Genomic DNA, 26,297 nt, shown 5'->3' with positions numbered 1-26,297 from the left:
ACGGTCATGCGGTGGGCCAGTTCAGCCTTTGCATTGGCGGCCGTGCTTTTTTCGACGCACGTTTCCGCTGATCCGCTTCAGAAATCCGAAGACATCGTGAAGTTCTTCACCGGCGCGAGCAATCTCGGCGCGACGCGCGGCATCTGCGTCGGCACTGAAGAAGAGTGCAAGAGCAAGAGCGACCAGACCGCGGCCCCGACCAAAACCGGGCTCGACATGATGATCAATTTCGCGCTGGATTCGGCCCAGCTCGACCAGACCGCGCGCACCGAGCTCGACGAGTTCGCCAAGGCGCTGAAAGACAACCGGCTGAGTTCGTTCAGCTTCGTTGTCGAAGGCCACACCGATGCTTCGGGTTCGGATCGTTACAACCAGGACCTGTCGCAGCGCAGGGCGAAATCGGTTGCCGCATTCCTGACCGCGAACGGCGTACAGGCCACCCGGCTGGAAGCGATTGGTCTCGGCAAGTCGCACCCGCGCGTCGCCGATCCCTACGATCCGGTCAACCGCCGAGTCGAGATGCGGATCAGGACGGAATAAGCCGCACGAATCACTCACACTGCGAACAGCGACCGACGGTAGCGCGACAGGGCCTCAGAGGGTCGCCTGGATCGAGCTTATCAGGGCCGTGACGGCCTGCTTGTATTTCTCGAACTCCGGCGATGTCTGTCGGACCTGGGTTGTGGTCGTCTGCTGGTTCTGATCGGACGACGCCAAGCGGGTCACCTTCTGACCCATTTTCCGCTCGGCCCAGTCGACGACGTAGCTGGTGGTCTTGCCGGTAAGGAAAGGGTTGGCCTGGATCACGGCGGAGCCGAGCACTGCGCTCAATTGCGCCGAGCCGGGCGCCGCCAGCACCTGGGCAGCACCCTCCATGCCCAGGAAATGGCAGAGATAGAGCCGCCCGGCGGTGATCTGGTGGCCGCGGGCGCGAAGATAAGCTTCGCCCTCGCGCGCCAGATTGCGCACCATCTCGCGCGACAGCGTGGCATCGTAGCGGAGCGCGAGCAGGTCGGCGGTCGACAGCGAGCGGGCGAGATCGGGCCGATAGGTGTTCATCATCCGGATCCAGGTCTTGGTGATGAACTGACCGGCACCGGTCGCCGAGGAGAGCGGGTTCTTGGCTCGCGCTTTGCCGCCGCTTTCGACATGGACGATGCGGTCGGTCAGCGTCTCGACGGCAGCATCGCCGTAGCCGCCGCCGGCGCCGCCGGACGCATAGGTGGCGACCGTGGTGACCGTACCCAGCGGATCGATCGCCTGGCCGCTCTGGTAGAGCTCGAAATGCAGGTGCGGACCGGTCGAAAGTCCGGTGGTGCCGATATAGCCGATGACGTCGCCGGCCTTCACCTTGGTGCCGACGCCGCTCGCGATGGCGAATTTCTGCATATGCGCGTAGCGCGTCTCGCGCCCGTTGGCATGTGCAATCTTCACCAGATTGCCATAGCTGCCGCCATCGCCCTGGAAGGTGATTTCGCCGTCGAAGGCGGCCATGATCGGCGTGCCGACCGGAGCGGCCCAGTCGACGCCTTTGTGAATGCGAACGGTGCCCAGGATCGGGTGTTTGCGCGGGCCGAACGTCGAGGTCATCACCCCGCTCACCGGCGTGACCATGCCGTTGGTGACGTTGAGCGAGCGAACCTCGTCATTGCCCGTCACGCACGCATACTGGCCATCGCTCTGCTGGAAGACGAAACAGTCGAGCGTCTTCTCCGTGCCCTGAACGCCGACATAGAGGACCCGTCCTGAGATTTCGCCCTGGCCGCGCGGCGTCTGCGAGTAGATCAGCACCAGCCGCTGGTCCTCGCTGGCGAAGGCGTCGAGATCCTGTCCTCGCGACAGATACATGATGGCCTCTCCGATCACGCTGGTCGGAACCTTGTTGCGGGCGGCCGTCGAATATATCGCATCGAGCAGGCGATATTGGCGCTTGGGCCCGCCTTCGTCGGATGCGCCTGAATAGTTGAAAAGGTCCTCCCGCACCCACGGGTCGACGCCCGACACGAACGCGCCCGCAGCATTGCGCGTCAGCGTGCCGACATAGACATTCCTGGCGTAGATCGAGACCTGCATAAGCGACATGGTGGTGGTCTCGCGGTTCGGCCTGAATCCGCGCATCGCCACGACAAAGCCCGCCCCCAGCCCGTCACGGTTGAACAGCGTCTTCAGCGCTTCGCCCGCCAGCTTCGCGTCGTCGGCGGAGAAATGCGCATCGGCGACGACGCTGTCCAGGCTGCGGTCGTTGAGGATTTTTACGAATGTGTCCTCGGTCGCCTCGAAGCGCTGGTATTCGCTGCTGACGGTCGCAACGGTCGTGTTGTTCTCGATCTGGGTCTTCTTGAAAGCGGGAAGGGCGGCCTCGCCCTGGTCGACGGTCTCGCCCCAGCCCGCTTCCGGATCATCGGCATCCGCCTTGGGCGCTGAACTGGCAGGAGCTTCGCTCTCGTCGGGTGCGGCCTGAAGGTCGTTCTCAAGATCGCCTTGCTGGTCGTCGGCTGCGCCCGGAGCGAGGGGGGCGGCTTGCCGATCCTGCGGCGCCGTTGCAGGAGATTTCGGCGCGGTCTGCCGCTGCGCCTGGAAGAAGGCGAAATCCTCCTGCGTCGAGGGGATCGTCGTCATGAATTTTTCGCTGGCGCTCAACATTACATCGGACAGGATTTCGATCTGCGGCGAGGCGCCGGAACTGTCGAGCTCGGCCGGGCGCGCGACGGTCTTGCCCTTGGCCGTGTCGGCATCGGGCGCGAGCGTGATCCACATCGGATCGCCGGCGAGGTCGATGATGGCCGGCACATAGACCGAAGCGTCGGGCGGCACGTCATCCATCCCCTCGACCGGATGCAGTTCCTCGTCCTCGTCGCCGAAGGACCAGTAATCGCGTGTGAGGTAGAAACCCGTGGCTACCGAGACGAGGACGAGTGCCGCAACGCCGGAAAGAATCCAGCGCCACAGCTTGCGCCGCCGCTCGGCAAGGCGCGCCTGCTTCTTCAGTTTGAAGCTCGTGTCGATGCTGTGCGTCACGGGCCGTTCCCGCTCAGGAAATAGGTCCAGCGCACCTGCTCCTGCGTGTCGACCTCGACAAAGCGCGCCGCGATATGGCCGCGCTGCCAGCATTCGTCGATGCCGCGGATCGAGAAGCGGCGCCGGTCGATGCACATCTCGATCGATCCGGTGAGGATCGCATGGCCGAAGACGTCCGTGGCGTAGATGTAGATGTAGCGGTTGGTCAGCTCCTCGCGGATGACGTTGACGCACTGGTTGGCGCCGATCGTCCACCAACCGTCGGTCTGGTCGGCATCGTCGACCTTCTGTCCGACGGCGAGGTTGACGACGTCGAGCGTCTGGTTGCAGACGGTGAATTCGGCATGTGCCTTGTTGACGGATAGCACGGAGAGCAAAGCCGTGCCGGCAAGCGCAGCAAGCTTCATGCGGCCGATGCGATCAGCAACAGGCCGGATCGGTCCGCGCTCCTTGCGTGACTGGAACAGGGTGGAAGAGAGCAGGCGGCACAGAACCATCGGCGTCCGCGCTATCCGCCAAGCCGGAAATACTTGGCGGTGGCCGAAAATCCGGAATCGTCCGCCTGGATCTCCTTAAGGATCCGGGGCAGCACTTCCGAGGCGGGGGTCGGGCCCGCAAACATCGCGGCCTGGACGTCCCGTGGCCCGGTGATCACCAGGATGACCTGAGGCAAAGCCTTGCCGGCCGCCTTGTCGTCAGCGGCGAGATCGATGGCGATCTTGAAGGTCGCCCTGTCCGGCTGCGCGACCATGCGGCTGTCGAGGTTGAAGGCGGTGCCATTGTGGTTGATCAGCAACACGCTGGAGATGAGCCCCCCGCGCGTTACCAGCGTGCCGCTGATCGGTGATCCGTCGGGCACCGATGTCCGGTCGAGCATGAGCTGCGGTCGTTCAGCCTCGCTTCGGTCGAGAAGGTGCAGGAAGGTGGGTACGCCGCATTGTGATGGGGTAATCAGGCGCACGCTGATGTCCGGCTCCACGTTGAACCTGGACTGGAACGCACCAAGCAGTTGCTCGAAAGGCTGCACGGCGGTTCCGAATCCCTCGATGGCCGCGGATGTGCCCGTTGCCGATGTCAGGGTCGCGTAGAAGCAATTGCCGCCGCTGAAGTCGCGCACCCAGGAGGCGCGCTGAGCCAACGCGTCGGTTTTGTTTGCCGGCGGCGGAACCTGGGGCTTTGGCAGATTGATTGCGACGTCGGTATTTTGAGATGGCTTGTTGGCCGGCGGTGGCTGCGGCAGTGGTGCCGGTTGTGTGGTCGAGACTTTCGGTCTTGCCGGCTGAGTAGCCGCTTCGGGCGCTGCCGGCTGGCGCGCAGTCGAAGCCGGCGCCTGATTTTGGTTTTCCGTAACTTGCGGCGCCGGCGTCTTCGACTTCGACAATTTGGACAGAGCGTCGACGAGGTCGGATGCGCTCGGTTTCGTCGCCGGCGGTTTTGCTTCCGGCGCCGCAGCAGCTTCCGCCGTCGGGCTCGACGGCTTTTGGTTTTCCGCTGCCTTCGGCAGGGGTGCCGGCAGGTTCTCGACCGACGGCTGTGCCGGTTCGGCCTCCGCCGGCTGCGAGGCTTTCGCCTGGTTGTTTTTGGCCAGGCTCTCTGAAGGGGCAGGCGGTGTCGGCTCGGATTTCTGTCCGGTCTCTACTTGCGCCTGTTTCTGGGCGGTCTTGTCCTGCGGTTGCGGCGCAGCCGATAGGGCAGGCTGTGTCGGCTTCTGCTCAGTCTCGGCCTGCTTCTGGACGGGTTGTGTCGTGTCTTGCGGTTGCGGCAGAGCCGGAGCGGCAGGTTTTGCCGGCTCAACGGTGGCCGAGCTGTCCGCCTTCCGTGCTTCCGGCTGCGGTTCGGCCGGCGCTTGCGGCCGAGGTTGCGGTGCCTCTGGCTGAGGCGTCGATGCCTCCGATACCGGCTTGGGTGCTTCCGCGACGGGTTTTGCCGCCGGCTTCGGCGTAAGGGGCCCAGGCTTTTCGACGGCGGGCGGAGTGACCAAAGCGCCGCTGAAATAGACGCCGGCCGCCGCCAGAACTGCCAGAACCGCGACGCCGCCCGCTATGGCCGGGATCCGCGAGGGCTTTCGCTCCGCAGGTCGGCTTGACGCACTGACCGGAGCCGCCGCCGGCGCCGGCCTCGGTTGCGACAGGTGCGCAGGCCGCACATGCGGAACGAAACGCGGTTCGTCGGAGGCAGCAGAAACCGGGGGACTGGAGTTTGGCAACGCCGTCCAGCCGGCGCGTGGCAAGCCGGATCGTTCGCGCGGAGCAAACGATCCGGGCGGCGGCAAGGTCGCGTCGAGGTCGTCGTCGCGCGTTGCCCTGGCGATCTCGGCCATGCTGGCGGGCCGGTCTTGAGGATCCGGCTGCAACATCGCTTCGATGAGCTCGCGGAAATCGGGATCGATGTCCGACAAGTCCGGTACGGTGCGGCGCTTCTCGATGACCTCATATTGCGAGCCGCTCATGTCGAGCGGCTTCCCGCGCAGCGCGGCGGCCAGCACCAGGCCGAGGCTGTAGATATCGGATTGCTCGCTGACCTCGCCGCCATAGAGGCCGAGCTGTTCGGGCGAGACGTAATTGTATTTGCCGGCGAATTTGCCGCCGATCAGCGTCTCGCCGCCGACATTCGCCGAGCGCGCGATGCCGAAGTCGATGATCTTGGCGCGCTCGACCCGGCCGCCCGGCAGGATGATGTTGTCGGGCGAAAGGTCGCGGTGGACCGCGCCGGCCTGATGCACGGCGCTCAGGCCCGAGGCGAGGCGATGGCAAAGCCGACGCACGTCCGGTGGCGCCATCGGGCCGCGCCGCATGACATCGAACAGCGACTGGCCGTCGACGAACTCCATCGCCAGGTAGGGGCGGCCGATCCCCGGATCGATGGTGAAGACGTGGTATCGCACCACCGCGTCATGCGACAAATGGTTGAGGATCGAGGCTTCCTTGCGGAACAGCGACAGGATGGTTTGGTCGCGCGCGAACTCGGGCAGCACGATCTTGATCGCGACATGGTCGCCGGTTTGGATATTGTGGCCGCGATAGACTTCGCCCATGCCGCCGGATGCGATGCGCTCGTCAAGCTCGTAAATGCCGCTGAGCTGCGTGCCGACGCCGGTATTTGCGAGGTTCGGCGAAATCCGCGTCCTGTCGTCGTCGCTCATCTGTCTCAGCCCCTGGACCGATCCGCATCGAGCGGTCCGTTGCGTCCGTCGCCGATCCTGACCAGCACGATGGTGACATTGTCCGTTCCGCCGCGCGCCAGCACCGTCCCCAGCAGCTTCTCGCACGCGGCTTGCGGCGGCGCGGACTTCACCGCCGCTTCGATCTCGGCGTCGCTGACATGCGCGGTGAGCCCGTCGGTGCTCAATACGAAGATATCCCCCGGCATCAGCTCGCCTTGCTGAAAATCGATCTCGAGTTCGTCGCTGACCCCGACGGCGTGGGTGATCACATTGCGGCGCGGCCAGGTGAGCGCTTCCTCCGCGCTGATCATGCCGCGGTCGAGCAGCTCCTGGACTTCGGTGTGATCCCTGGAAATCTGCGAGATAGCGCCGCCGCGTACCAGATAGATGCGGCTGTCGCCGGCCCACAGGCCCGCGAACCGCCCCTCCATGGCGAGCAGGGCGGCGAAGGTGGAGCCGATGGTGATGCCGCGCGAACGCGATATGTTGCGGATCTCGGCATTGGCGCGGCTCAGCCGGTCCTCGAAACGGGCGCGAAGGTCCGGCGCCGAGCTCGCAATGCCGATCGTCGCCAGGTGGTCGACGATGCTGGCCGAAGCGACCTCGCCGGCCTCATGGCCGCCCATTCCGTCGGCCACCACCCAAAGGCCGGCTTGTTGCTCGACCAGATAGTTGTCTTCGTTGTGGTCGCGCACACAGCCTTTGTGGCTGACGCCGAAACTCTCAATGGAAAGGGCGACAGTGCTCAATTTGCCACCAAGCGCTTCGCGAGCGTCCTCTGTGACGAACGATGGGCCGCGTGCCCAGGCCAGTTTGCCACAAGCGCATACTTTAGAGTATCAAAATGAAGGCGAGAGACGGTGGTGCTCGGGAACGATCCGATCGACCATGACGGCGCCATCTCAGAATGCCTTCGGACAGCTGAACCCGGACAGCGCCGGGAGCAGGAAGGGATTGGCGCCAGAGCCGCTCTCCATCTTGTAGGCGACATCGCGTCCGCCGATCACGAAGCGCGCCTCGGCGCCGGCGCCGTTGCTGGTGACGCTCGCCTTGTCCAGCAGGCGCTTCAGAGCCCATGGCCCTTCGAATTTGAGGGCGGACTCGCGGCCGGGCATCTCCGGCGTCAGGCTGAGGCTCGCGGATCCGGAAGCGCCGCCGCCAGGCCATGTCACCGTGCTCGGCGCATTGCCGGCTTGCGTGCTTTGCACCGTCTGCCCATCTACGTTGAGCACCGCGCTGTCGACCTCGCTGTTCAGAGAGGAGGGCGTGAAGGTGATAGAGACCGACGGCGCCGAACCGCCGGAGGCGAAGAAGGCGCTGCGGATTTCCGCCGCCGCCTGGAACGCCTTCAAGGTTGATTTGGCGAGGTCGCGGCTGGAGCGGGCCTCCTGCTTCCAGGTCCAGTCCTGGCCTGTCATGTCGATCAGCGGCGTTAGGTTCTGCGCAAAGAACCGGTCCATCAGGCCGCCCGGTGCGAACAGCTTGGCGAAATCGGCAAGAGAGATTTCCTCGCTGCCGTCGCCGGCAAAGGGATAGTGGCCGTTGACGGCTTCCTCGCAGGGGCGCGTGACCGTCTCGTCGAGCATCTGGTTGAGGTTGGCTACCGAAGTCTCGGCGACATTGCCTTCGAACTCGTCCGCCGCCGCGTCGACCATGCGCGCGAGCTGCTTGGGCAGGCGCGAGGCATTGGCGCGCATCGTCGAAATCTGCAGCTTCAGGTTCGCGTTGACGCGCTCCGTCTGCGCGGGGACATCCGCTGCCAGCTTCACGCTCTGGTAGATGTCGTGGAAGTTTTGCGTCAGCGCATCGAGCGGGCGGCGACCGCTGGAGCCGCTCACCAGCGCTTGGAACGGCCTGAACTGCGCCTCGACGGTGGCGCCGGCATTCTGCGTGGCGGACGAGCTTGCCCCGGCGCGGCTCTGCGACTTGCCGCCGGCGATCTGCAGACCGATGCGGGCGAGACCCTTGGCCATAACGACCGGGTCCTGCTGCGCCGTTCCGGTGTCGCCTGCGAAGGCGGCGCCGTCTTTTGTCAGGGCGGTTTCATCGGCAATGGCCGTGAACAGCCGGTCCAGCGGCGAGTCCGGCGAGGCGGCGGCCGAGAGCGTGATATATTGCGGCTTGTCCTTCAGCATCGCCTTGAATTTCAATTGGTCGAGCGCGCCGTTCCAGGCGGAGGCGAACTCCTTGCCGTAGCGGTCGATGAGTTCGGGGCCGAGCCTGGGCAGGTCCTGATCGATGCCGCCCTGCTCGCCGCCGCCGCCGAGAACCCATTGGTCATCGACCAGCATTTGCGCGATGCGCGAGAGCTGCGGCAGGTAGAAACCGTTGAACCCCGCCTTGGTGTAGAGGCCGGGAACCCCAAGGTCGGCGAGCTCTGCGCCGTCCATGCGTTCGAACAGCAGCTGCGCCTCCGGACCGGCTTTGGCGGCAACGGAAAAATCCTGGAGCCTTGCCGCATGGACCGCCGATCTGATCAGCGCCGACGCGCGGTCGGCAAGGCTCATGCGTCCGAGCGAGCGTTGCGCGGCCTCGACCAGCGGCTGGTTGAGCTCGAACACCGGGTCGTAGGCATCGTCGAGCGCCAGCATGGCGCGCAGATGCTTTTCGAGCTGCGCGCGGCCTTCGCGGTTGTTCTCGCCGGGGTAGCGGTTTTCCTCCCAATCCTGCTTCATCCAGGAGACGATCAGCTCGTCGTCGACCTTGGGCGCCTTGCCGCCCAGCATCAGATAGATCTTCAACGGTTCGTAGAGCGCGATCGGGTCGGCCATCTTGGCCTGGATCGTGCGCTCCGCCTGAACCAGCAGACGCGAGCGGAAGCTACGCTCCAGCGCCTGCCGATAGGCGGATTTGGACGCCGACAGAAGCCTCTCCCGCTGGCTGAGCCCGAAACTCTCCTCGATCGGCTTCGTTTGGCCGGCGGTCTCGTATCCCGCCGGCAGGTTGCGCAGTTGATCGAGCGGGCCGATGACGTTTTCGAGGTCGACATCGGTAACTGTCGTGCTCCTGAGCTGCGAATCCGCGCCGTCCCGATACTGCGCCATCGCCTGTCTCGTGGAGCCGATCAGCGACTCGTTGGCAAAGTAGCTGAGGCCCAGCACGCCGAGCGCTGCAAAAGCCGCCAATGCGATCGCGGCGAGGCTGCCAAATCTGGCGAGCCTGGCGCGCCGCTCCGCTGTCCTGTCGAACGAGACCCAGCCGGCCTCGGGGAAGATCACCTTCGCCAGAAGATCATGCAGGAAGAAGCTCTTGCCGGTACCGGAAAGATGCGCCTGCGAAGCGCTGCCGAAATTGCGGCCGATCGCGCCCAGCACTTGGTCGATCGGTGTTCCTTCCTGCGTGCCCGACGAGAAATAGAGGCCGCGCAGGCTGACATTCACCTGGGCCCGCGAGGCATCGAAAAGGCTGGTGACGAACCGCACGACGCGGGTTCGCAGCGCGGCGAATTGGGCCGGGAAGCCGAAGATCGCGATGCGCGCCACCGGATCGGTCTCGTCCTGCAGGCGGTCGGCGATCTCGTCCGCAAGCTGCCTGGCCAGCGCGTCGAACTCGGCCGAGGTTTCGCTGACCATGTTCCTGTTGCGGTCGGTGGTCTGGAACGTCGCACCCCAGACCTTGCGCCGCCGTGCCTCGTCGAAATCGCCGAAATAGTCCATGAAGCCGGCAACGAGGTCCGCCTTGGTGAAGAGCAGGTAGACCGGGAACTGGATCTTCAGCGTCTCGTGCAGCTCCCGCAGCCGGCTTCGTATCTCGGTGACATGCGCATCGAGCTGCTGGTCGTCGAAGCCGATCAGATCGGCGACGCTGATGGCGAGGATCACGCCGTTGATCGGCTGCCGGGTGCGGTACTTCTTGAGCAGTCCAAGGAAGCCGAGCCAGCTCGCCTTGTCGCGCTCGGCATCCGAATCCTGCGTCGTGTAGCGGCCGGCCGTATCGATCAGCACGGCATCCTCGGTGAACCACCAGTCGCAGGACCGCGTGCCGCCGACTCCGGCCAGCGGCTGGGCATTGCCGGAGCCGGCAAGCGGAAATTTCAGCCCCGAATTGACCAGCGCCGTCGTTTTGCCGGCGCCCGGCGGGCCGATGATGATGTACCAGGGGATCTCATAGAGGAAGTTGCGCCTGCCGCTCGACTGCTTCAGGGTCGCGATGGCCTCGCTCATACGCGCTTCGAGCACCTCTGAATCGTCGTTGCGGTCGCCGCTGCGAACGATGCCCGTCTCAATCGCCTTCTGCGCCTTGCGCGCTTGCCAGAAGCGGATGCCGTAGAAGAGCGCGAGCAGCGCGACGGCCACGCCGATGATCGTTGTCCGGAGCCAGACCGGTCCGAGCGGACGTGTATCGGCATACCGGATCAGCGGCCCGGCATACCAGACCGCAGCCGAGAAGCCGGCAAGCGCGAGCAGGCTGAACAGCCGCAGCACCCAGCGCATCAGTGCCGCTCCACGCCGCGCGCGCTCACAACGTCTCCTCCTTCGGGATCATCACGTCGATGCGGCGGTTTCTGGCGCGGCCATCAGCCGTCGCATTGTCGGCGATCGGTTCGTCCTCGCCCTTGCCGTCGACCGCGACCCGCGACGGGTCCTTGAGCTCGTTCGCCACCATCGCCTGGACGGCTTTGGCGCGCGCGACGGAAAGATCGAAGTTCGATTTGAACTGGCTCGACTTTTTCGGCTTCACATTGTCGGTGTGGCCGACGATCCATATCGATCCGGGCTCGGCATTGAGAGCCGTAGCGATGTCCGCCGCAATGGGCTGGAACTCCGGCTTCAGCTCGGCTTGCCCGGGCGCGAACAAGAGCTGGTTGCTGATTTCGACCACGATGAAGTTGCCCTTTGTGCCGACCGTCAGCCCGCCGCCGGCGATTTCGTTGGCGAGCGCGGCGCGGATGCGGTCGATCTGGGTGATGGTGGGAACGTCGATCTGGGTGACGGTGGGAACGGCAGGCGGCGACGGGGTGGCTTCCGGCGGGGCGGGTACCGCCGGCTCGGCAACAGGAGCGACGCTCGCGCGCTCGATGGTGACCGGCGTTGAGGGATTGAGCGCCAGCAATTCGCTGGCTGTTGCGTCGCCCTCGTCGGTGATCAGGATCCGTAGTCCGAAGAAGGCCGCCGTGACCAGGGTCGCGGCGGCGGCCGCGACCGCCCATAGCGGCAGCCGCGCCTGGGGCTTTGACAACGCCGCCGCCATGCCTTGCCAATGGGGCGAGATGCCGTCCCCGGCGCGCGGTTGAAAATAGCGGATCGTGTCGTAGACGTCGCGCCGGACGCGTTCGAGCGCGTCCCGTTCGCCGACCCTCCCACGATACTGCCCCTCGAACCCGAGCGAGAGGCACGCGTGCATCAGTTCGAGCAGGTCGTGATGACCCTCCGGCCGGCCCAGGATCTTGTTCAGCGCCTCGTAGAAACCGGCGCCGGTTGGCTTGGTGTGGAAGAACCGCGCCACCAGGCTGTCCCCGATCCAGCCGTCGTCCTTCGGCCAGGGCAGGTTGCCGACCAGATCGTCGGCGGTCTCGCATAGCGCAAGTCTAGCGATCCGCGCGTCTTCCTCGGCGATGCCGGCTTTCGTCATCTCCCGCTCAAATGTCTCGATCGCTTCGGTGATGTGCTCCGCCAAAGGGGCCGCCTGCCGCTCGACTGGGATCAGCCGCAGCTGGCCGAACAGCATCAGCAAGGGCGCCGCGGCCGCGAGGATTGGATTTGCCGCGGCGTACTTCACGCCATCCGCGGCGCTAAGCAGGATTTCCTGTTGCAACGCGGGCGCGGCCGCTGCAGCGGCCGCGCCGGGAACCGGGTTTTGAACGACCACGGTTCCGGAGGACCACCCTGTCGGCATCCGCCGGCCGACGCTGGGGTCGAAAACCGTCGGTTCCCTGGCGGGTGTCGCAGCGGGCTCAGCGCCAGTCGAAGAAGAACTCGCGGGAGCCGCGGGCGAGCGTTGTCTAGGCCGTGGCGCTCGGATGACGGTCTTGTCCGCCGGCCGGGAGGGATCGTCCTTAGAACTCATCGGCGATCCACCGTCGCGGCGCGGCGAACATTTCCTTGACGGGAAATGAGGTCGGCTCCCGGCTTTTCATGCCGAGCTTTGGGGGCGGGCCGGATGGAAAGGCTCATCTCGCCGAAACATGACATTGCTGCACACGCCCCAAGCCACGCCGCTTTGCCCGCCAGGCAAGCTTCCGTACGTACGTTATCCTAACCGTACAGGCAGCTGATTGAAATCGGAAAGCAGGATGCTCGAAGCAGCGCTTTCTTCTGTGAGACCCGTCACATAGCCCGGGTCCACCTACTTCTGCTTGCTGGCCTTGGCATAGGCTTCGCTGAAATAGGCCAGGAAGACGTCGAGCATGCCGTTTTCATGCTTCTCCTCCATCGTCCGCCAGGTGGCGACGAGGGCATCCCACGCCTGGCTCTTCTTCGATGAGAAGGAGGCCGGCGGCAGCTTCCTGGCGATGGCCTCCGGCGACAGGTCGTCGAGCAGCCTGGAAAGCGCCGCCTGCATGGCGGCGTAAGTGGCCAATTCATGCGTCTTGAGGTCCCGGAAGGCGTCCTCGACGCTGTGCGCGGCGTCGAGATAGCCGGTCCGGCGTTTGGCGAACATGATCTCCAGTATGTCGTCGGTGCCCGGAACGAATTTCAGCGGGTTGTTGTTTTCGGCGCCGATCATCGTGCGGTTGGCGCTCTTGGCCAGCACCTTGGCCGCCGCGCGCGCCTTAAGCAGCAGCGACAGTTGCTCGACCGTGGTTCTGAGCACGGTACCGATCTCGGCGGCCACCTCATGCGGATCGCGCGATTGAAGCAGGTCGGGCGAAATGCCGGCCGCCTTCGCGATATCCTGCAGCAGCATATCGGTTCCCGCCGGCTGGCTACCCGGCTTTGCCGGCGCTGGGGGCGGCCGCAGCGCCGAAGATGTCGATGCCGCTCCCGTCCCGGGCCGCTGTTCCGTCCGACTGAAGAAGGGCTCTTTGCCGAGCTCCAGCGGTCTGCCCGTCGATGGCGGCAGCTCGCGTTGCGTCGACGCTGGCCGGGTTCGCGGGTGGGCGGCGGCGCCTTCCTCGTCAATTGATACCGCAACGACATAGCGGCCGATCAGCATCCGATCGCCATGCGCCAGCCGGTGCGGACCGGCCATGCGCTGGCTGGAGCCGTTGACGAAAGTGCCGTTGCGCGAGATGTCGTAAAGCCAGAAGCCGCCCGCTTGGAAGCGGACTTCGCAATGCCGGCCCGAGATGATCTTGTCCGGATCCGAAAGCGTCCAGTCGCAATTCTCGCGCCCGATCTCGAAGCTGCGGTCGCGGGCGGCGTAGCTCGCGGCGGCGCCGGATGGCAGCCTGTCGACATTGCTGATCTGGAGCGAGATGAACATCCGGAAGCGTCGCCGAACTTGGTCAACAAATGCTTATTCTTCACGCAACTCCGAACGGAAAATCGCTATGCGGTGTTCCGGGAATTGCTCTGGCATTCTAGCAGCTTGCGAGCGCGGCGGGAGAGGAGCGTTTCACACCGGCGCTTGGCGGGTTTAGCCACAGCTGTTGTTTGGCCGCCACCAAACATGTGCTAGGCTGAAAAAGGTCCAGTGCGGTGGGTGCGAAAAGTTCCCGAACGTGATGCGGTTAACATAGCGGGGGCTTCAATCCATCATACTGGCGGCCGCGTCCAGGAGGGGCACGACCCATGCCGAACGAACGCGCCACGGTTGTGCAGACACCCGTCGGCGGCGATGTGCTGACCTTCACCCATCTCGTCGGGCGCGACGAGATCAGCCGTTGTTTCGCCTATACGGTCGGTTTCGTCTCCAAGAGCCAGGACGTCGATCCGCTGAAGATGCTGGGCGGCGTCGTTTCGGTCGAGGGCGAATCCGATCCGAAACGCTGGTTCAGCGGCCTTGTGTCGGAATTCAAGCTCATCCGCATCGAGGACAGGCTCGCCTTTTACGAGGCGATGGTCAGGCCATGGCTCTGGTTCCTCGGCAACACCACCGATTGCCGCATCTTTCAGAATATGACGGCGGTCGAGATCGTCGAGAAAATCTTCTCGAAATACGGCATCGCGAAATTCGAGAAGCGGCTGCAAGGGTCTTATCCGCAGCGCGAATATTGCGTCCAGTATGACGAGAGCGATCTGGATTTCGTGCAACGGCTGCTCGAGCACGAGGGCATCTTCTATTTCTTCGAGCATGACGAGGGCAAGCATACCCTGGTGCTCTGCGACGCGATGAGCAAGCTGAAGGCAGCGCCCGGCTATGAGAAGGTGCTCTACAATTTCGAGGGCCAGGGCTCGCGACGCGACGTCGAATACATCACCGAATGGATTCCCGGCAGCGCGGTGCGGCCGGGGGCCTATGCCCACAGCGACTTTGATTTCGAGAAGCCCGGCGCGGATTTGATGGCGAAGTCCGCCCAGCCGTTCAGCCACAAGGAGGCCGCGGGCGAGAACTACCGTCAGCCCGGCGCGCATCTCGACGTCGGGCGAGGCGACACGATTGCGGGAATTCGCCGCGAGGAGCTTCAGGCCGTGCACCAGCGCAGCACGGCGGTGGGCACCGTGCGCGGCCTTTTCTCAGGCTGCAAGTTCAAGCTGGAAAGCTTTCCGCGCGACGACCAGAACCAGGACTATCTGGTGATCAGCGCCGAATACCGGCTGTTCGACCCGGGCTACCGGACCCAGAACGAGGCCCATAGCGAGAATTTCAAGGTGGTGCTCGGCGTGGCGCCCACCAAATTGCCCTACCGGCCGCCGCGCATCACGCCGCGGCCGATCATGCGCGGTCCGCAGACGGCGACGGTGGTCGGCCCTTCGGGCGAAGAAATCTTCACCGACAAATATGCGCGCGTGAAGGTGCAGTTCCATTGGGACCGCCTCGGCAAGAAGGACCAGAACTCTTCCTGTTTCGTGCGCGTGTCGCAAACCTGGGCCGGCAGCGGCTGGGGTTTTATCCAGATTCCGCGCATCGGCCAGGAGGTGATCGTCGACTTCATCGAAGGCGATCCGGATCTGCCCATCATCACCGGCCGGGTCTACAACGCGTCGCAGATGCCGCCCTACGGGCTGCCGGGCAATGCGACGCAATCGGGCTGGAAGTCCAATTCCTCAAAGGGCGGCGGCGGTTACAACGAGCTGATGTTCGAGGACAAGGCGGGCTCCGAACTGGTCAATTTCCAGGCGCAGAAAGACCACCACCTGCTGATCAAGCACGACCGCAACAAGCTGGTGCAGCACGACCAGTCCGACCGCATCGACCACGACGCCAAGCACTCCGTCGGCCACAACCTCGACGAGGACGTCGGCAATAACAAGACGGTCAAGATCGGCGTCGACCAGACCACCAACATTGGGTCGAACGACACCGAAACGGTGGGGGCGAACCGCTCGCTGACGGTCCATGCGAATGAGACCATCCACATTGTTGCGAATTCGACGGAGAATATCGACGCCAACCACTCGCAGACGGTTGGGCTGGTGCAGACGGTGACGGTGGGTGCCGCGCGTGTCGATACGGTGGGGGCGGCCGAGGCGCGAACCGTCGGCGCCGCGCAGACGAACACGATCGGCGCGTCGCGATCTGTCAGTGTGGGAACGGCACAGAGTCATCAGATCGGTGCCGACGACAGCTGGACGGTAGCGGCCAATCAATCGGTGGACGTTGGCGCAAATCAGAGCTTCAAGATAGGTGGGGCGCATGCCTCCGAGATCGGGAAGGGGCGGAACGCCAAGATAGCTGAGGACGATGCGACCGATGTCGGCGGTTCGCGGGCCTTGAAAATAGCGAAAGGCAGTCTCGTGCAGGTGGGTGAGGACGGAGCCATAAAGGTAGGCAAAACCCTCATCATTGAAGCTGGCGATGCCATCACCATTACATGCGGCTCTGCCGCTATCGCGATGAAGAAGGACGGCACTATCAATATCTCCGGCAAGGACATTTCCGTCAGCGGGTCCGGCAAGATCAATGTGAAGGCATCGAGCGACATCACCATGAAAGGCTCGGAGATAAAGCAGAACTGAGGGGCTTTGATGACGACGACCGTGGAGCGCATTGACGGCGTGGTGATTGGCATCTTCCTGGGCTTCGGCGAGGATGCGCCCCTTGTCGTCTTCCCGGGAAACCCTCGGGAGACAGCGGTGGCCGCGCGCAGCCTCGCTGAACTGACCTCCGACATGATCGGCGCGGAGGTAGCGCTGTTGTTTCAGGACGGAGATCCCGGTCGGCCGCTGATTGTCGGGCGCATCATCGATCCAGCGCACCGGTCAAATGTTCCGCACATCATCCGAGACGGAGAGCGAATGCGGATCACCGCGAATGAACGTCTTGAACTGCGTTGCGGCAAGGCTACGATCATCATGGAAAAGGATGGGCATGTAACCATCCGCGGCACCTATGTCACGAGCCACGCCAGTGCCGCCAACCGCATCCGCGGCGGCTCCGTCAATCTGAACTGATGCCTGCGCCCATCCTTCGCCAGATTGTCCGCCAGCACGCGGAGATGGCCGCGTTCCTTTGGACAGTATACGACTACAACTTGCTCAATCCCGGCAAGAATCCGGACATGGATGAGGAACGGCTTGCTCGACTCATCGAGCGTCTGGAAGCACACCTTGATGGGCTGCGCATTTCGGGCGAGGTCGGTCGCGAAATCGCAAAGGAGCGCTACGCCGAGTATCCCGAAGCCGGCGAATTGTTCGTCCTGCGCATGCTGTCTATCAAAGAGGCATTGCGGGTTGTTGATCTCGATCTTGGAAGGGTGCGGGCTTACCTTGCTGCGAAGCCCAAACCTACTTCAAGCCGTCAGGTGTAGTCGGGCCCGACCCATTCAGAGCCGTCATATCTTATGGCGGAGTTGCCTCCCGCCAGTGTCAGATATTTGCGATTGGATGACAGCCGATAGACGGGGAAGCCGTGCTTCAGGGTGGAAACCGTAACCCCGTCGAACGTGAACACGCCTTGACCGCCACCGGCAATGTGTATTGCCTTTCGGTAAAACGCCATCTTGTAGAAGTCGCGACCACGTTGCGAAACATCGGTCCAGGCAAGACCGCCGCCTCGAAATAGGGTCCCTGCGCTGCCGGAGACCAGGACGTCGGTCGCCGACAGTACCAATAGCCCAACCAAGATTGCGTTGGTCGGCAACTGGATCTGAGTCCACTGTCTACCGTCATAGTGCCAGAGAAGCGCTCCTTCGCCGGACACATAAAGGTTGCTCGGCGACGACCCTGCGATGCAGAGAATGGTGTTGCCGAGCGCAGGGCTAGCCGCGGACCAGCGTGCGCCGTCCCATCGATAGACAACCCCCTCAGATCCACCAGCATAGACGGTGTTGTCGTCGAAGCCCCAGACGGTATTCAAGTGACGAGGCGAGACCTGGCTTTCCGTCCATTCAGTCCCCGAACCCGAATGCACTACGCCATTGTCGTCGCACACATAGAGACGACCGGAACTGGAACGCCATATGTCGGTGAACCAACTTGGCTTTTCGTAAATTCGATCGGTCTGATTGTCGTCGCTGGCAACGTCGGATTCTGAGATGACGAACGAGTAGAAACTCTCTCCGTCGTAATACGCGACGGCGGAGAAAATGGTTCCATCATCCGCTGCAACGGTGCCGTTTACCGTTACGCTGTAGTCAGCCATGTTTATCTCTCCTTAGCGTCTGCGAACCGTGCTCGATGGAGTAGGTTTGAACTTTCCGGTCGCTGGTGCGCGCGCCTCGGTGCTGTCCTTCTTTTTCTCCGGTCCGCTCATCATCTCCTTGAAGTGAATGTCACAAATCATCCTCAGGCATTCGATGGCGGGGTGCTCCTTGCCTCGTGGTCCGTCCGGGATGTTCTTGGCCTTTTTCATGGCCTCCATATTGGCTTCTCGAACTTCCTCGTAGGTTGGGTTCGTGCCTTTCGCGCGTTGTGCCTTTGCCCATTCGCCCTGAGCGGCTGTCTTGCGGCCATGCTCGGTGTTCGGATCGGTGGCGTCTTCCAGGCAGACGCAGGGCGCATCGTTCATCGTATAGCTGGGCGTTGTGCTGATGGCTTGGCCGCCGCGCGAATTCTGGAAACAGGCGTTCTGCAGGATGTGGTCCGATTGCTGGTTGGACGCGCATTCCTTGCTTGCGTCGCCATAGCGGTGCACCTTCATGCCGAGCTTTGCCAGGATCGAGGTGCAGGACTGCTTGCCAACTTTCAACTTTCCGATCTTCGGCCAAGGCGGTGCATTGCCGGTCGGTGAAGCATGATTGTTGGTCGACAGGTCAGTCATGCGGCTGACTGGTTCGCCATCCGCCTTCACGTCGCCCGACCAGGCGACGGCATACTCCTTGCCAGTGTTGACCGAGGTGATCACGCCCTTCTTAGCCGCGCACCCGGCCTCAGTGCCGCTGGTCTTGGTATAGTACGATTTGTTCTTCTGGGTGATGGTCTGGCCACCGATCTTGACGGTGCCGGTGCCATTGTCGGTGTCGGAATCGAGTCCGAACGAGGGATAGGGAATAGGTACGCCTGGCGGAGTTGCAGGATTTTCAGGTGGAGTGAAGCAGACGTCCGGAAAGGCGGCGATCACCTTGTTGGCTTGTGCTTTGCATGCGACCTCGAGGCCGTTCGCGTAGACAGTCATCAGGCTGCCCTCGCGGCCAGTATTGCCGCCCCGCAGGCACCGGCATCGTTCGATGCCTCGATCAGCACTGGATTGCCGGCGGCATATCCCTTGCGGGCGGCCGTCCAGGCCATGCCGATCATTAGTGGAACCACGGCTGCGCCGACATTGCCGAGGGATTCGCCAGGCGACCAGATGTCCTGAAAATCGTGACGTCCGCGTAGCAACCGCAGGCTCGCTAAAGCGCTCTGTTTGAACCAATATTGTTCGCCGATAAGGTCGGCGATCCGGTAGCCGAGCCGGTTCATCTCAATGCCGGTTTCCTTGAACGCAGCACTGTAAGCCGAAGTCATGCCGTCGGCACGCAACGGCAGATCCTCGGCATTGTAGATCGGTGCGGGTTCACGCGCCAAACCCAGTCCGAAGAGGCGAAGCCCATCGCTACGCGAGCGCGTGCACAGGACGGCGGCGGCAGCCTCACCCGGAATGAAGCCATTAGGATTATCGGCGGCAAGCAGACGATTTTCGTCGAGATAATAAGCGATCGTAGGCGCAGTCAGGTAGCTGTCAACGCCTGCGATCATCACATAGGGCACGTCACCGGACGAAATCATCCTCCGCGCCTGATCAAGTGCGATATGTCCGGCAGGCCGGCCATGCGCGACGATGCGGGAGCGAATGCTGGGTTCGATTTCCGTGATCTCCGAAACGCTGCGGAGCAAGCTGAAGCTATCGCCGACCGGACGGCCCGGGCGATCTTCCTCGGCGAGGCAAAGGATAAGTGCGGTCTGGCCTCGCGCCTGCGGGACAGTGTCGAACGCCTCGCAAATCGCGGCCGCGGCCAAGTGCGCCATGCGCTTTTCGCCAATCCAGTCTCGCGGCAACGGCACGGGCGCGCCGATCTGAAAGTCGGTCCCGGATCCGACGAACCTTGTCTCTTGGAAGCCATCCAGGCGCGCGCGCATTGCCGCACAGGCCGACGGCGCATCGAGACCGACCGCTGTCACCATGCCGACCGAGGCAATGTCGAGACTTATGCTCATGCGTCTTCCACCTCCTCGGGAGCGGTCCCCTCACTACGGACATAGTCCCTACCGGTCGCACGCGCACGCAGCATCGACTCCGTGGGCGGCCCAACCCAGCATTCCGAAAAATCGAGAATCGTCTTGTGAATGCGCTGCGAAACGCGCCATACGAGCGAGAAGCGACTGTTCTCTGGGTCGAGCAGGACAGTGTCCGGATGGACGCTCTCCTCCAATGACTTGTCGCCGCCCTTGAACAGCGTCATCGGCAGCGCGGTCGAGGGCAGCCGGAAGCTTGCGCGCCCTTCCGGCGTCAGGTTCACCAACACCACCTCTTCGCCACCACGCGGATGATCGATTTGCTGGTCAGGCGGCGCCATCTGGAAGTAGCGCTCGTCGAAATCCTGCGGCAGGAATGGGAACACATTGTCGATCCAGTTCTGATCATAAGTGCCGCCATATTCGATGCGGCCGGGCCAGCCTCGCCCCATCGGCCCAAAGCTCATCGGCTGGTACTCGCCGAAGGGCGAGCGGATTTCTTCATTGACCGCCTGCGTATTGGGCAGCCGCAGGCCTGGAATGAAACGCTGGTTCTTGGCGCGAGACCAGCCGGTGCCGACCGGGTTGTATTTGTAGCTGGCGGGAAGCTGATCCTCGGGGTCCAACCGGTCGACGCCGCCCCAAGCGAAATCGTAGGAGATCGGTAGTTTCAGGAAGGGCTGCGGTGCAGTTGCGGTGAAGACCGGACCTATGGCCCGCCACTCCCGGTGGCCGACCACTTCGAAGAGCTTCGACCAGTTGCCGACCTTGATGCCGACTGGCACCCGTTCCGCCGGGCGTCCACCCGGTGCATAGGCGCAGCCATTGGCAATCACGTCGCAGCGCGGCTTACGGAAGGCGAAGTCGGTCTCCCACAGCGTCGCTGAGTAACCCGGCGCGCCGGTATGCGTGTCAGCCATGACCAGCGGAACTTGCTCCGCCGATTTCTGCACGAGGCCGCCGGGCTTCTCCGGAAAATCGAACGTGCCCTTCACCACGACCACGATCCACTCATGGCCGGCCTTGTCCATGCCCATGGTGAACTGATGCGGAAAACCCAGCTGGTTCCAGATCTGCATCAGCTCGTCTCCCAACTCGCTGCGAAGATCTGCTCCAGCGCCGGCTGCGGCGCCTTCGGATCGACGTCGAAGATATCCGTGCGCGCGGTCCACATGACGAGGTCGTCAATGACATCGCCATCCTCATCGACCGCCGGGGCAGGCAGGGCGCCCAGCGCGGCATCCAGTTCGTCGGGCGTCAGATCGCCCCGTTGCGCGGCGAAGGCCGCTTCCTCGATGCGGTCGAACCAGGCATCCGAATAGGCCAGCTTGAGCGGCGCCTCAGCAAGCCGTGCGACGACGCTGAGCGGGAACTGTCGGCCGACCTTGTCGGCGCTCTGCACGATGACGCCGGCCGAGGCGCCGAACGAGGCGGGGCCGGCGAGGAAGCGCAAGGCAGTGTCCGTCTGCCAGGCATCGTGGCCAAACAGCGGGACGATCTGCTGCGCCAGCCAGCGATCCCAGCCGCGCACGAAATCTCCCGGCAGCCGCCGCGTCACGAAATCGCCGGTGGCGGGTATCTTGCCGTAGAAGCCGGTGCTCATATCTGCGGCGGACATGTGAACTTCTTGAACATCTCGAGTGTGTAGGGGTTCTCGACGCTGGCCGCCTTGAGCTCGAAATCGGCATACATGCCTTTCGTGCCGAGGCGCAGGCTATAGACGTCGGAAAGGTTGGTTCCGGCGAACTTGCCGCCGCGCAGCATCCTCAGCCACGCCCAGCTGCCAGTCTCGTTGAGCATCACCTCGGGCGAGCCGTCGACCGGCTGGAAGGCGAGCGAGATCACGCCGGTGCCGTCCTTGCCGGGCCACGTCATCGGCTGCGGCCGCGTCGCGTTGTTGTAGTAGACGAGGTTCTGGCCATCGAGGTTGAGCGTCACCCGCGCCACGTTGGGCGACAGGTCCTTTGGCTCCAGCGTGAAGTTCATCACCGGGCCGGTGCCGCCGGGAAACAGGTCGTCGCGGATGTGCCGCGCTTGCTCGAACGCCGCCAGCGCGGCCGCGTCGAGGCCGAAATCGGCGCGCCATTTCCACGGCTGGCTGGCGGTGTCGACATAGTTGATCAGATGGTCGTTGATGAAGGCGTCGATCAGGCCGGCGGGGCCGAAGAGGCGCTGGAAGTCGCGCACATTGACGTCGACCGCGCTCTCAGGGCTGAACGGATAGCGGTTGTTGAGCGCCGCCTGGCAGAAGGGCAGGATATCGGCGCGCCAGATGGCATTGAGCTCGTTGGTGACCGCCTTCTGCGACAGGCCGCTGGTGTCGCCGGCAATCCCGGCCAGCCAGTCGTTGATCGGCGAAGGCAGGATCTGCGCCTGTCTTGCGACCGCCCCCGTCAGCTCGGCCAGGCCGCCCTGCTTCTTGATGGCGTCTTGCGGGTCGGGGTTGGCCGACACCGTCTGCAGCACATTGGACAGCGCCGTCAGCGCCACCACAGCTGCGTCGAGCGCTGGCGGCTGGCCGTCCACCTCGGCGATCGTGCCCTTGAGCGGCTTGAAATGTTCGGCCACCAGGCTGCCGGTCATGTCGACCTGCTCGGCCGAGCCCGCGCGTGGTAGTAATTTCGCTCCCGTCTTCACGACCTTGCCGAGTTTGCCGAGCTTGGAGAGCAGCTTCGAGCCGCTCTTGGCGGCGGCGCCGTTCTTGTCATCAGCCGGCGCCTCGTCGGAACGGGTGAGATCGAGTTCCTGCACGACCGCGGTGAGGAGGCGTTTCAACGCGGAATCGGCGCTCGAAAGGTCCTTGAGATTTTCGCTGGCGACGTTGAGGTCGGTCAGCGGCGCCAGCCGCATGTCGCGCAGGAAGCTGTCCCACTGCGAAATGTAGTCGTCGTAGTAGAGCTTCAGAATGTCTTCGGACAGCGCCGACACCGAGGTCTCGGCATTCTCCGAGCAGCCGCCGGCAAATACCGCGCGATCGAGCGCCGCCTGCGCCGCCACATCCTCGACGCGATCGAGAACGGCGTCGTGGAAGCCGGCATATGTGTAGGCGCCGGGAACGCCGACGCGCAGCGTCTTGGCGGAACGGCGCGCGAACACTTTGGCGCCGTTCGGGCCGGCGAAATTGGCCGGCACCCATTCCTTGACGGCTGCTACTTCCGGATCCGCAAGCAACTGCTTGTAGGCGCGCTCCGGCAGCGAGATGGTACACACCGTCTTCAGCGCCTCGGCCACCAGCTCCTTGTCCGGGGCGATGTAGCTGTCGTCAACCGCCATTCGGCGGATCGCGGCGAGCTGGTGCTGTTCGGCGTCGGCGGTCGGGAAGGGCGGCGCGGGCGCGAATTCCGGCAGACTGTTCACCCACCAGTTCTGCACGAAGTCGGTGTCCATCTGCGACAGGCCGGTCATCATGCGATAGGTCTTCAGCGCGCCGAGCATGAAATCCGGATCGCGGATCTGCCGCCACATCGTGGCTTCGAGCAGCGCCACCATATGCGGCTCGAGCACGTTGCGCAGCGCGTGGTCGTAAGTGTCGGTCTGGGCGCGCACGAGCTCGGCCGAAGCGGTCGGGCCGAGCAAATTGTGGACAGCATCCGGCGGTGCGGTGCGCGCCGTCGCCACCGCGTCCATCGCGGCCAGCGCCCCGTCCATCGTCGGCTGCTCCACCGAAGCCGGCGTGGCGGAGACGTCGGTCAGCGGCGCCTGCAGCGCCTCGAACTGGCCGGCCTGCTCGGTGATCGCATTGCGGTTGTCGAGATAGGACCAGGTGAACAGCCCGCCCGCCAGCAGGGCGGCAAGCGCGCAAGCCGCGGCCGCGCCGCGCCAGATCCAGGCGCGGCGGCGCTGCGCCAGCGGATCGAACGTGCCGAGACCCGCTTCCTTGAAGATGACCTCGGTCAGGAGATTGCGCAGGAAGAAGCTGCGCTTCTCGACGCGCGGCGCGAGCATCGCGCGGCGCGGCGGCAGCCCGAAGGTGGAGGACAGCGCCGCCGTCAGCCGGTCGATCGGCGCGCCTTCCTGTGTCGCCGAGGTCAGATAGAGGCCGCGCAGCCAGGCGGCTTCCTCGTAGCGGCTTTCGCCGAACATCGCCTCGATCAGCACCTGGATCGGCTCGGAGAGGCTGGCGAGCTGGGCCGGGAAACGGAAGATTTCCGCGCGCGATCCGAGCTTGTCCTCGTCCTCCAGGCGCGGCACCAGCCGCCGCTCCAGCTCCGTGGCAAGCACGGCGAGCTCTCTTTCGATGGTCTTTGCGTCGATGCGGGCACCGAGCGGAAAGGTCGTCCCCCATACCTGCTCGCGGGCGGCGGTCGAGAGACCGCCGAAGAAGGCCTCGAAGCCCTTGATCAGGTCGGCCTTGGTCAGCATCAGGTAGACGGGAAGGCGGATTTCGAGGCGGTCGTTCAGCTCCGCCAGCCGGCGGCGGATCTTGCGGCCATGCGCCTTGATGGCTTCGTCGCCTTCCGAAAGCGCATCGATCGACAGCGCGACGATGACGCCGTTGAGTGCGCGCCGGCCACGATGCTTCTTGAGAAGATCGAGGAAACCCAGCCATTCCGTCGCGTCGACATCCGGCTGGCTTTCCTGCTGGACGTAACGGCCGGCGGTGTCGATCAGCACCGCATTCTCCGAGAAGAACCAGTCGCAATTGCGCGTGCCGCCGACGCCCTGCAGATCGTCGGTGAGATCGATCGGGAAGTTGAGGCCTGACTGTCGCAGCGCCGTGGTCTTGCCCGTGGCCGGCGGTCCGACGATGACATACCAAGGCATCTCGCGCAGGAATTTGCGGCCGCCGAGCTTGCGTCGCTTGAGCTCCGCCATCACCTCGCCGAATTTGGCGCCAACCGCGGCAACGCTTTCCTCGCCAGGAGTGAGCTGCTTTTCCGCCACGGGCGCGGCGATCTCGGCGACGAACATGCGGTTGGCGCGGATCGCTCGGCGCTGCGCGATGACCAGCCAGATCAGCCACAGGATGATCAGCCCTGCGATGATGGCGATGCGCACATTGTCGGAATCGAACGGCGCATACGGGCCGACCTGGACGATCGGGCCGAACACCCAGATCAGCAGCGAAAGCAGCGCGATGCCGATCAGCGTCCAAAGGAAGCGCGAGGTGAGAACCGCCCAGAGGAAGCGCAAGATGAACATCAGAGCCTCTTCTCGACCAGGACCTCGACGCGGCGGTTGAGCGCGCGGCCCTCGCGCGTCGAGTTGTCGGCCACCGGATCGGTCTCGGCGCGGCCTTCGGAATGGATGCGCTCCTGCGGCACGCCGGCCTGCACCAGAAGGTTGGCTATGGTCTCGGCGCGCGCTTCCGACAGCCGCTGGTTCGACGAAAGCGGGTTGGATTTCTGCAGGCGCACATTGTCGGTGTGGCCGACCACCGTGACGTTCCCGATGAGTTCCTGATTGGCGAGGATCACCGTGGCGATCGATTCGATCAGCGGCTCATAGCCCTGCGTGAGTGTCGGCCGCGCCGACTGGAACAGTTCGGGATTGGAAGACTGGATGACGAGCTTGGCCAGCGACACGCTCTCGGTGCCGCTCAGCGCCGGCTTGAGACCATCCGGTGCCTCGGCCTTGAATTCAGGCAGCAGCGCAAAATCGACCGGTTCCGGTTGCGGCGCCTCGGGTTCGGGCGCGTCGACCTTGGGCGCGGCGCGGGTGACCTCGCCCCGCGAGGGCGGCGGCAAAGCACGGACCAGGGCGGAGAGCTCGACCGCCTGGCTGCTCAGCCCCATCGACAGGCCGACATAAGCGGCGGCGGCGATGACCACGGCCGCCAGCGCCATGACCCAGATCGGCACGATGAAGCGCTGCGGCTCGTCCGAGGCGATCACGCCCTTCCAGTTCGGCGACAGCGGCGCATCTTCGGCATCGGCATTGCGCAGGAAGCGCGCCGCCGCCACGCGAACGGCATTGAGCGAGCGGTCGCCGGCGCGGCCAGGCACGCGATATTTGCCGCGGAAGCCGAGAGCCAGGCAATAATATTGCAGCTCCAGCATTTCGCGGTCGCGGTTCGGATGCCGCTCCAGTTCGTCGAGCCGCGAGAAGAACTGCGTGCCGGCATCGACGTCGCCGCGCAGCATCACTACCAGCGGCTGGCGTGGCCAGGCGCTGGCGCCGCCCCAGGGCGTGTTGAGCGCGAGGTCGTCGAGCAGGGCCGCCACCGCCCAGGCGGCCTGATCGGCCCGCTCCAGCGACGAGCCCGCGGCCATCGCGGCATCGCGTGCGCGCACGAGCTCCTCGAGCAGGCGCGTGCGCAGCACTTCCGGGTTCTCCGGCGCCAGCGCGCTTTCCAGCTCCGGCGCGAATTCGAGCAGCGGCGCGAAGCTATTGATCAGCACATTGGGATGGGCGCGCGCGCGCTTCACCGGCGCGCCCGGCGCCAGCGGCGCCATCGGCCGGGGCGAAGCGCCCGTCAGCCTGATGCGCGTGCGTTCGCGATCCTCCGACAGTCCGAAAGGATCATCCCGGCTCATGGC

18 protein-coding genes are annotated in these 26,297 nt (G+C 64.2%); 4 read left to right on the top strand and 14 right to left on the bottom strand.

Annotation, left to right across the window (positions count from 1 at the left end; translation table 11 throughout):
* Nucleotides 1-6: 6 nt before the first annotated feature.
* On the top strand, nucleotides 7-540 hold the full coding sequence (locus CK224_RS11600; protein WP_176477914.1) for an OmpA family protein: 534 nt from the start codon (nucleotides 7-9) through the stop codon (nucleotides 538-540).
* Nucleotides 541-594: 54 nt separating this feature from the next.
* Here the strand turns inward: CK224_RS11600 and CK224_RS11595 are convergent, their stop codons facing one another.
* From CK224_RS11595 to tagH, 7 genes are all read right to left on the bottom strand, one after another.
* Nucleotides 595-3,018, bottom strand: a complete 2,424-nt coding sequence (locus tag CK224_RS11595; protein ID WP_095781843.1) for a M23 family metallopeptidase — start codon at nucleotides 3,016-3,018, stop codon at nucleotides 595-597.
* A complete protein-coding gene (locus tag CK224_RS11590) occupies nucleotides 3,015-3,515 on the bottom strand; it encodes a DUF1036 domain-containing protein (RefSeq protein ID WP_245425899.1) in 501 nt (166 codons plus the stop codon). Before CK224_RS11590 ends, CK224_RS11595 begins: the two co-directional genes overlap by 4 nt.
* 11 nt (nucleotides 3,516-3,526) lie before the next feature.
* Nucleotides 3,527-6,160 carry a serine/threonine-protein kinase gene (locus tag CK224_RS11585; RefSeq protein ID WP_095781842.1) on the bottom strand — a complete coding sequence of 878 codons (2,634 nt, stop codon included), beginning with the start codon at nucleotides 6,158-6,160 and terminating at the stop codon, nucleotides 3,527-3,529.
* 5 nt (nucleotides 6,161-6,165) lie between these two features.
* Nucleotides 6,166-6,930 (bottom strand): protein phosphatase 2C domain-containing protein, encoded by a 765-nt coding sequence (locus CK224_RS11580; RefSeq protein WP_095781841.1) that lies wholly within the window; start codon nucleotides 6,928-6,930, stop codon nucleotides 6,166-6,168.
* Between the two features lie 153 nt (nucleotides 6,931-7,083).
* The gene (gene tssM, locus CK224_RS11575) at nucleotides 7,084-10,614 is read right to left on the bottom strand and encodes a type VI secretion system membrane subunit TssM (protein ID WP_176477908.1); all 3,531 of its coding nucleotides are present in this window, start codon (nucleotides 10,612-10,614) and stop codon (nucleotides 7,084-7,086) included.
* A gap of 25 nt (nucleotides 10,615-10,639) precedes the next feature.
* Nucleotides 10,640-11,989, bottom strand: coding sequence for a type VI secretion system protein TssL, long form (gene tssL, locus CK224_RS11570; RefSeq protein WP_348628381.1), 1,350 nt, complete (start codon nucleotides 11,987-11,989; stop codon nucleotides 10,640-10,642).
* A gap of 477 nt (nucleotides 11,990-12,466) precedes the next feature.
* Nucleotides 12,467-13,546 (bottom strand): type VI secretion system-associated FHA domain protein TagH, encoded by a 1,080-nt coding sequence (tagH, locus tag CK224_RS11565; protein ID WP_095781838.1) that lies wholly within the window; start codon nucleotides 13,544-13,546, stop codon nucleotides 12,467-12,469.
* 308 nt (nucleotides 13,547-13,854) lie between these two features.
* Between tagH and tssI the strand changes: the two genes are divergently transcribed.
* The 3 genes from tssI to CK224_RS11550 are packed head-to-tail and all read left to right on the top strand — an operon-like array spanning nucleotide 13,855 to nucleotide 16,973.
* Nucleotides 13,855-16,182: a type VI secretion system tip protein TssI/VgrG gene (gene tssI / locus CK224_RS11560; protein ID WP_095781837.1), complete on the top strand. Its 2,328-nt coding sequence runs from the start codon at nucleotides 13,855-13,857 to the stop codon at nucleotides 16,180-16,182.
* Nucleotides 16,183-16,191: 9 nt separating this feature from the next.
* The gene (locus CK224_RS11555) at nucleotides 16,192-16,617 is read left to right on the top strand and encodes a DUF6484 domain-containing protein (RefSeq protein ID WP_095781836.1); all 426 of its coding nucleotides are present in this window, start codon (nucleotides 16,192-16,194) and stop codon (nucleotides 16,615-16,617) included.
* Nucleotides 16,617-16,973 (top strand): hypothetical protein, encoded by a 357-nt coding sequence (locus tag CK224_RS11550; RefSeq protein WP_095781835.1) that lies wholly within the window; start codon nucleotides 16,617-16,619, stop codon nucleotides 16,971-16,973. The genes CK224_RS11555 and CK224_RS11550 overlap by 1 nt, the downstream gene beginning before the upstream one ends.
* Here CK224_RS11550 and CK224_RS11545 read toward each other — a convergent pair.
* The 7 genes from CK224_RS11545 to tssL (CK224_RS11515) are packed head-to-tail and all read right to left on the bottom strand — an operon-like array spanning nucleotide 16,964 to nucleotide 26,294.
* On the bottom strand, nucleotides 16,964-17,806 hold the full coding sequence (locus CK224_RS11545; protein ID WP_095781834.1) for a hypothetical protein: 843 nt from the start codon (nucleotides 17,804-17,806) through the stop codon (nucleotides 16,964-16,966). The two genes, CK224_RS11550 and CK224_RS11545, sit on opposite strands and share 10 nt — an antisense overlap.
* A gap of 12 nt (nucleotides 17,807-17,818) precedes the next feature.
* Complete coding sequence (locus tag CK224_RS31930; RefSeq protein ID WP_245425895.1) at nucleotides 17,819-18,778, bottom strand: DUF4150 domain-containing protein; 960 nt, start codon at nucleotides 18,776-18,778, stop codon at nucleotides 17,819-17,821.
* Nucleotides 18,778-19,800, bottom strand: coding sequence for a 3-oxoacyl-ACP synthase (locus tag CK224_RS11535; RefSeq protein WP_095781833.1), 1,023 nt, complete (start codon nucleotides 19,798-19,800; stop codon nucleotides 18,778-18,780). The genes CK224_RS31930 and CK224_RS11535 overlap by 1 nt, the downstream gene beginning before the upstream one ends.
* Nucleotides 19,797-20,897 (bottom strand): DUF2169 domain-containing protein, encoded by a 1,101-nt coding sequence (locus tag CK224_RS11530; RefSeq protein ID WP_095781832.1) that lies wholly within the window; start codon nucleotides 20,895-20,897, stop codon nucleotides 19,797-19,799. Before CK224_RS11530 ends, CK224_RS11535 begins: the two co-directional genes overlap by 4 nt.
* On the bottom strand, nucleotides 20,897-21,436 hold the full coding sequence (gene tagF / locus CK224_RS11525; RefSeq protein ID WP_095781831.1) for a type VI secretion system-associated protein TagF: 540 nt from the start codon (nucleotides 21,434-21,436) through the stop codon (nucleotides 20,897-20,899). The genes CK224_RS11530 and tagF overlap by 1 nt, the downstream gene beginning before the upstream one ends.
* Complete coding sequence (gene tssM, locus CK224_RS11520) at nucleotides 21,418-24,960, bottom strand: type VI secretion system membrane subunit TssM (protein ID WP_095781830.1); 3,543 nt, start codon at nucleotides 24,958-24,960, stop codon at nucleotides 21,418-21,420. The genes tagF and tssM (CK224_RS11520) overlap by 19 nt, the downstream gene beginning before the upstream one ends.
* Nucleotides 24,960-26,294 carry a type VI secretion system protein TssL, long form gene (gene tssL / locus CK224_RS11515; protein WP_095781829.1) on the bottom strand — a complete coding sequence of 445 codons (1,335 nt, stop codon included), beginning with the start codon at nucleotides 26,292-26,294 and terminating at the stop codon, nucleotides 24,960-24,962. The genes tssM (CK224_RS11520) and tssL (CK224_RS11515) overlap by 1 nt, the downstream gene beginning before the upstream one ends.
* Nucleotides 26,295-26,297: the final 3 nt, after the last annotated feature.

It is taken from the genome of Mesorhizobium sp. WSM3862 (genome assembly GCF_002294985.1).
Lineage (GTDB): Bacteria > Pseudomonadota > Alphaproteobacteria > Rhizobiales > Rhizobiaceae > Mesorhizobium.
This window is presented reverse-complemented; position numbering and strand designations above follow the sequence as displayed.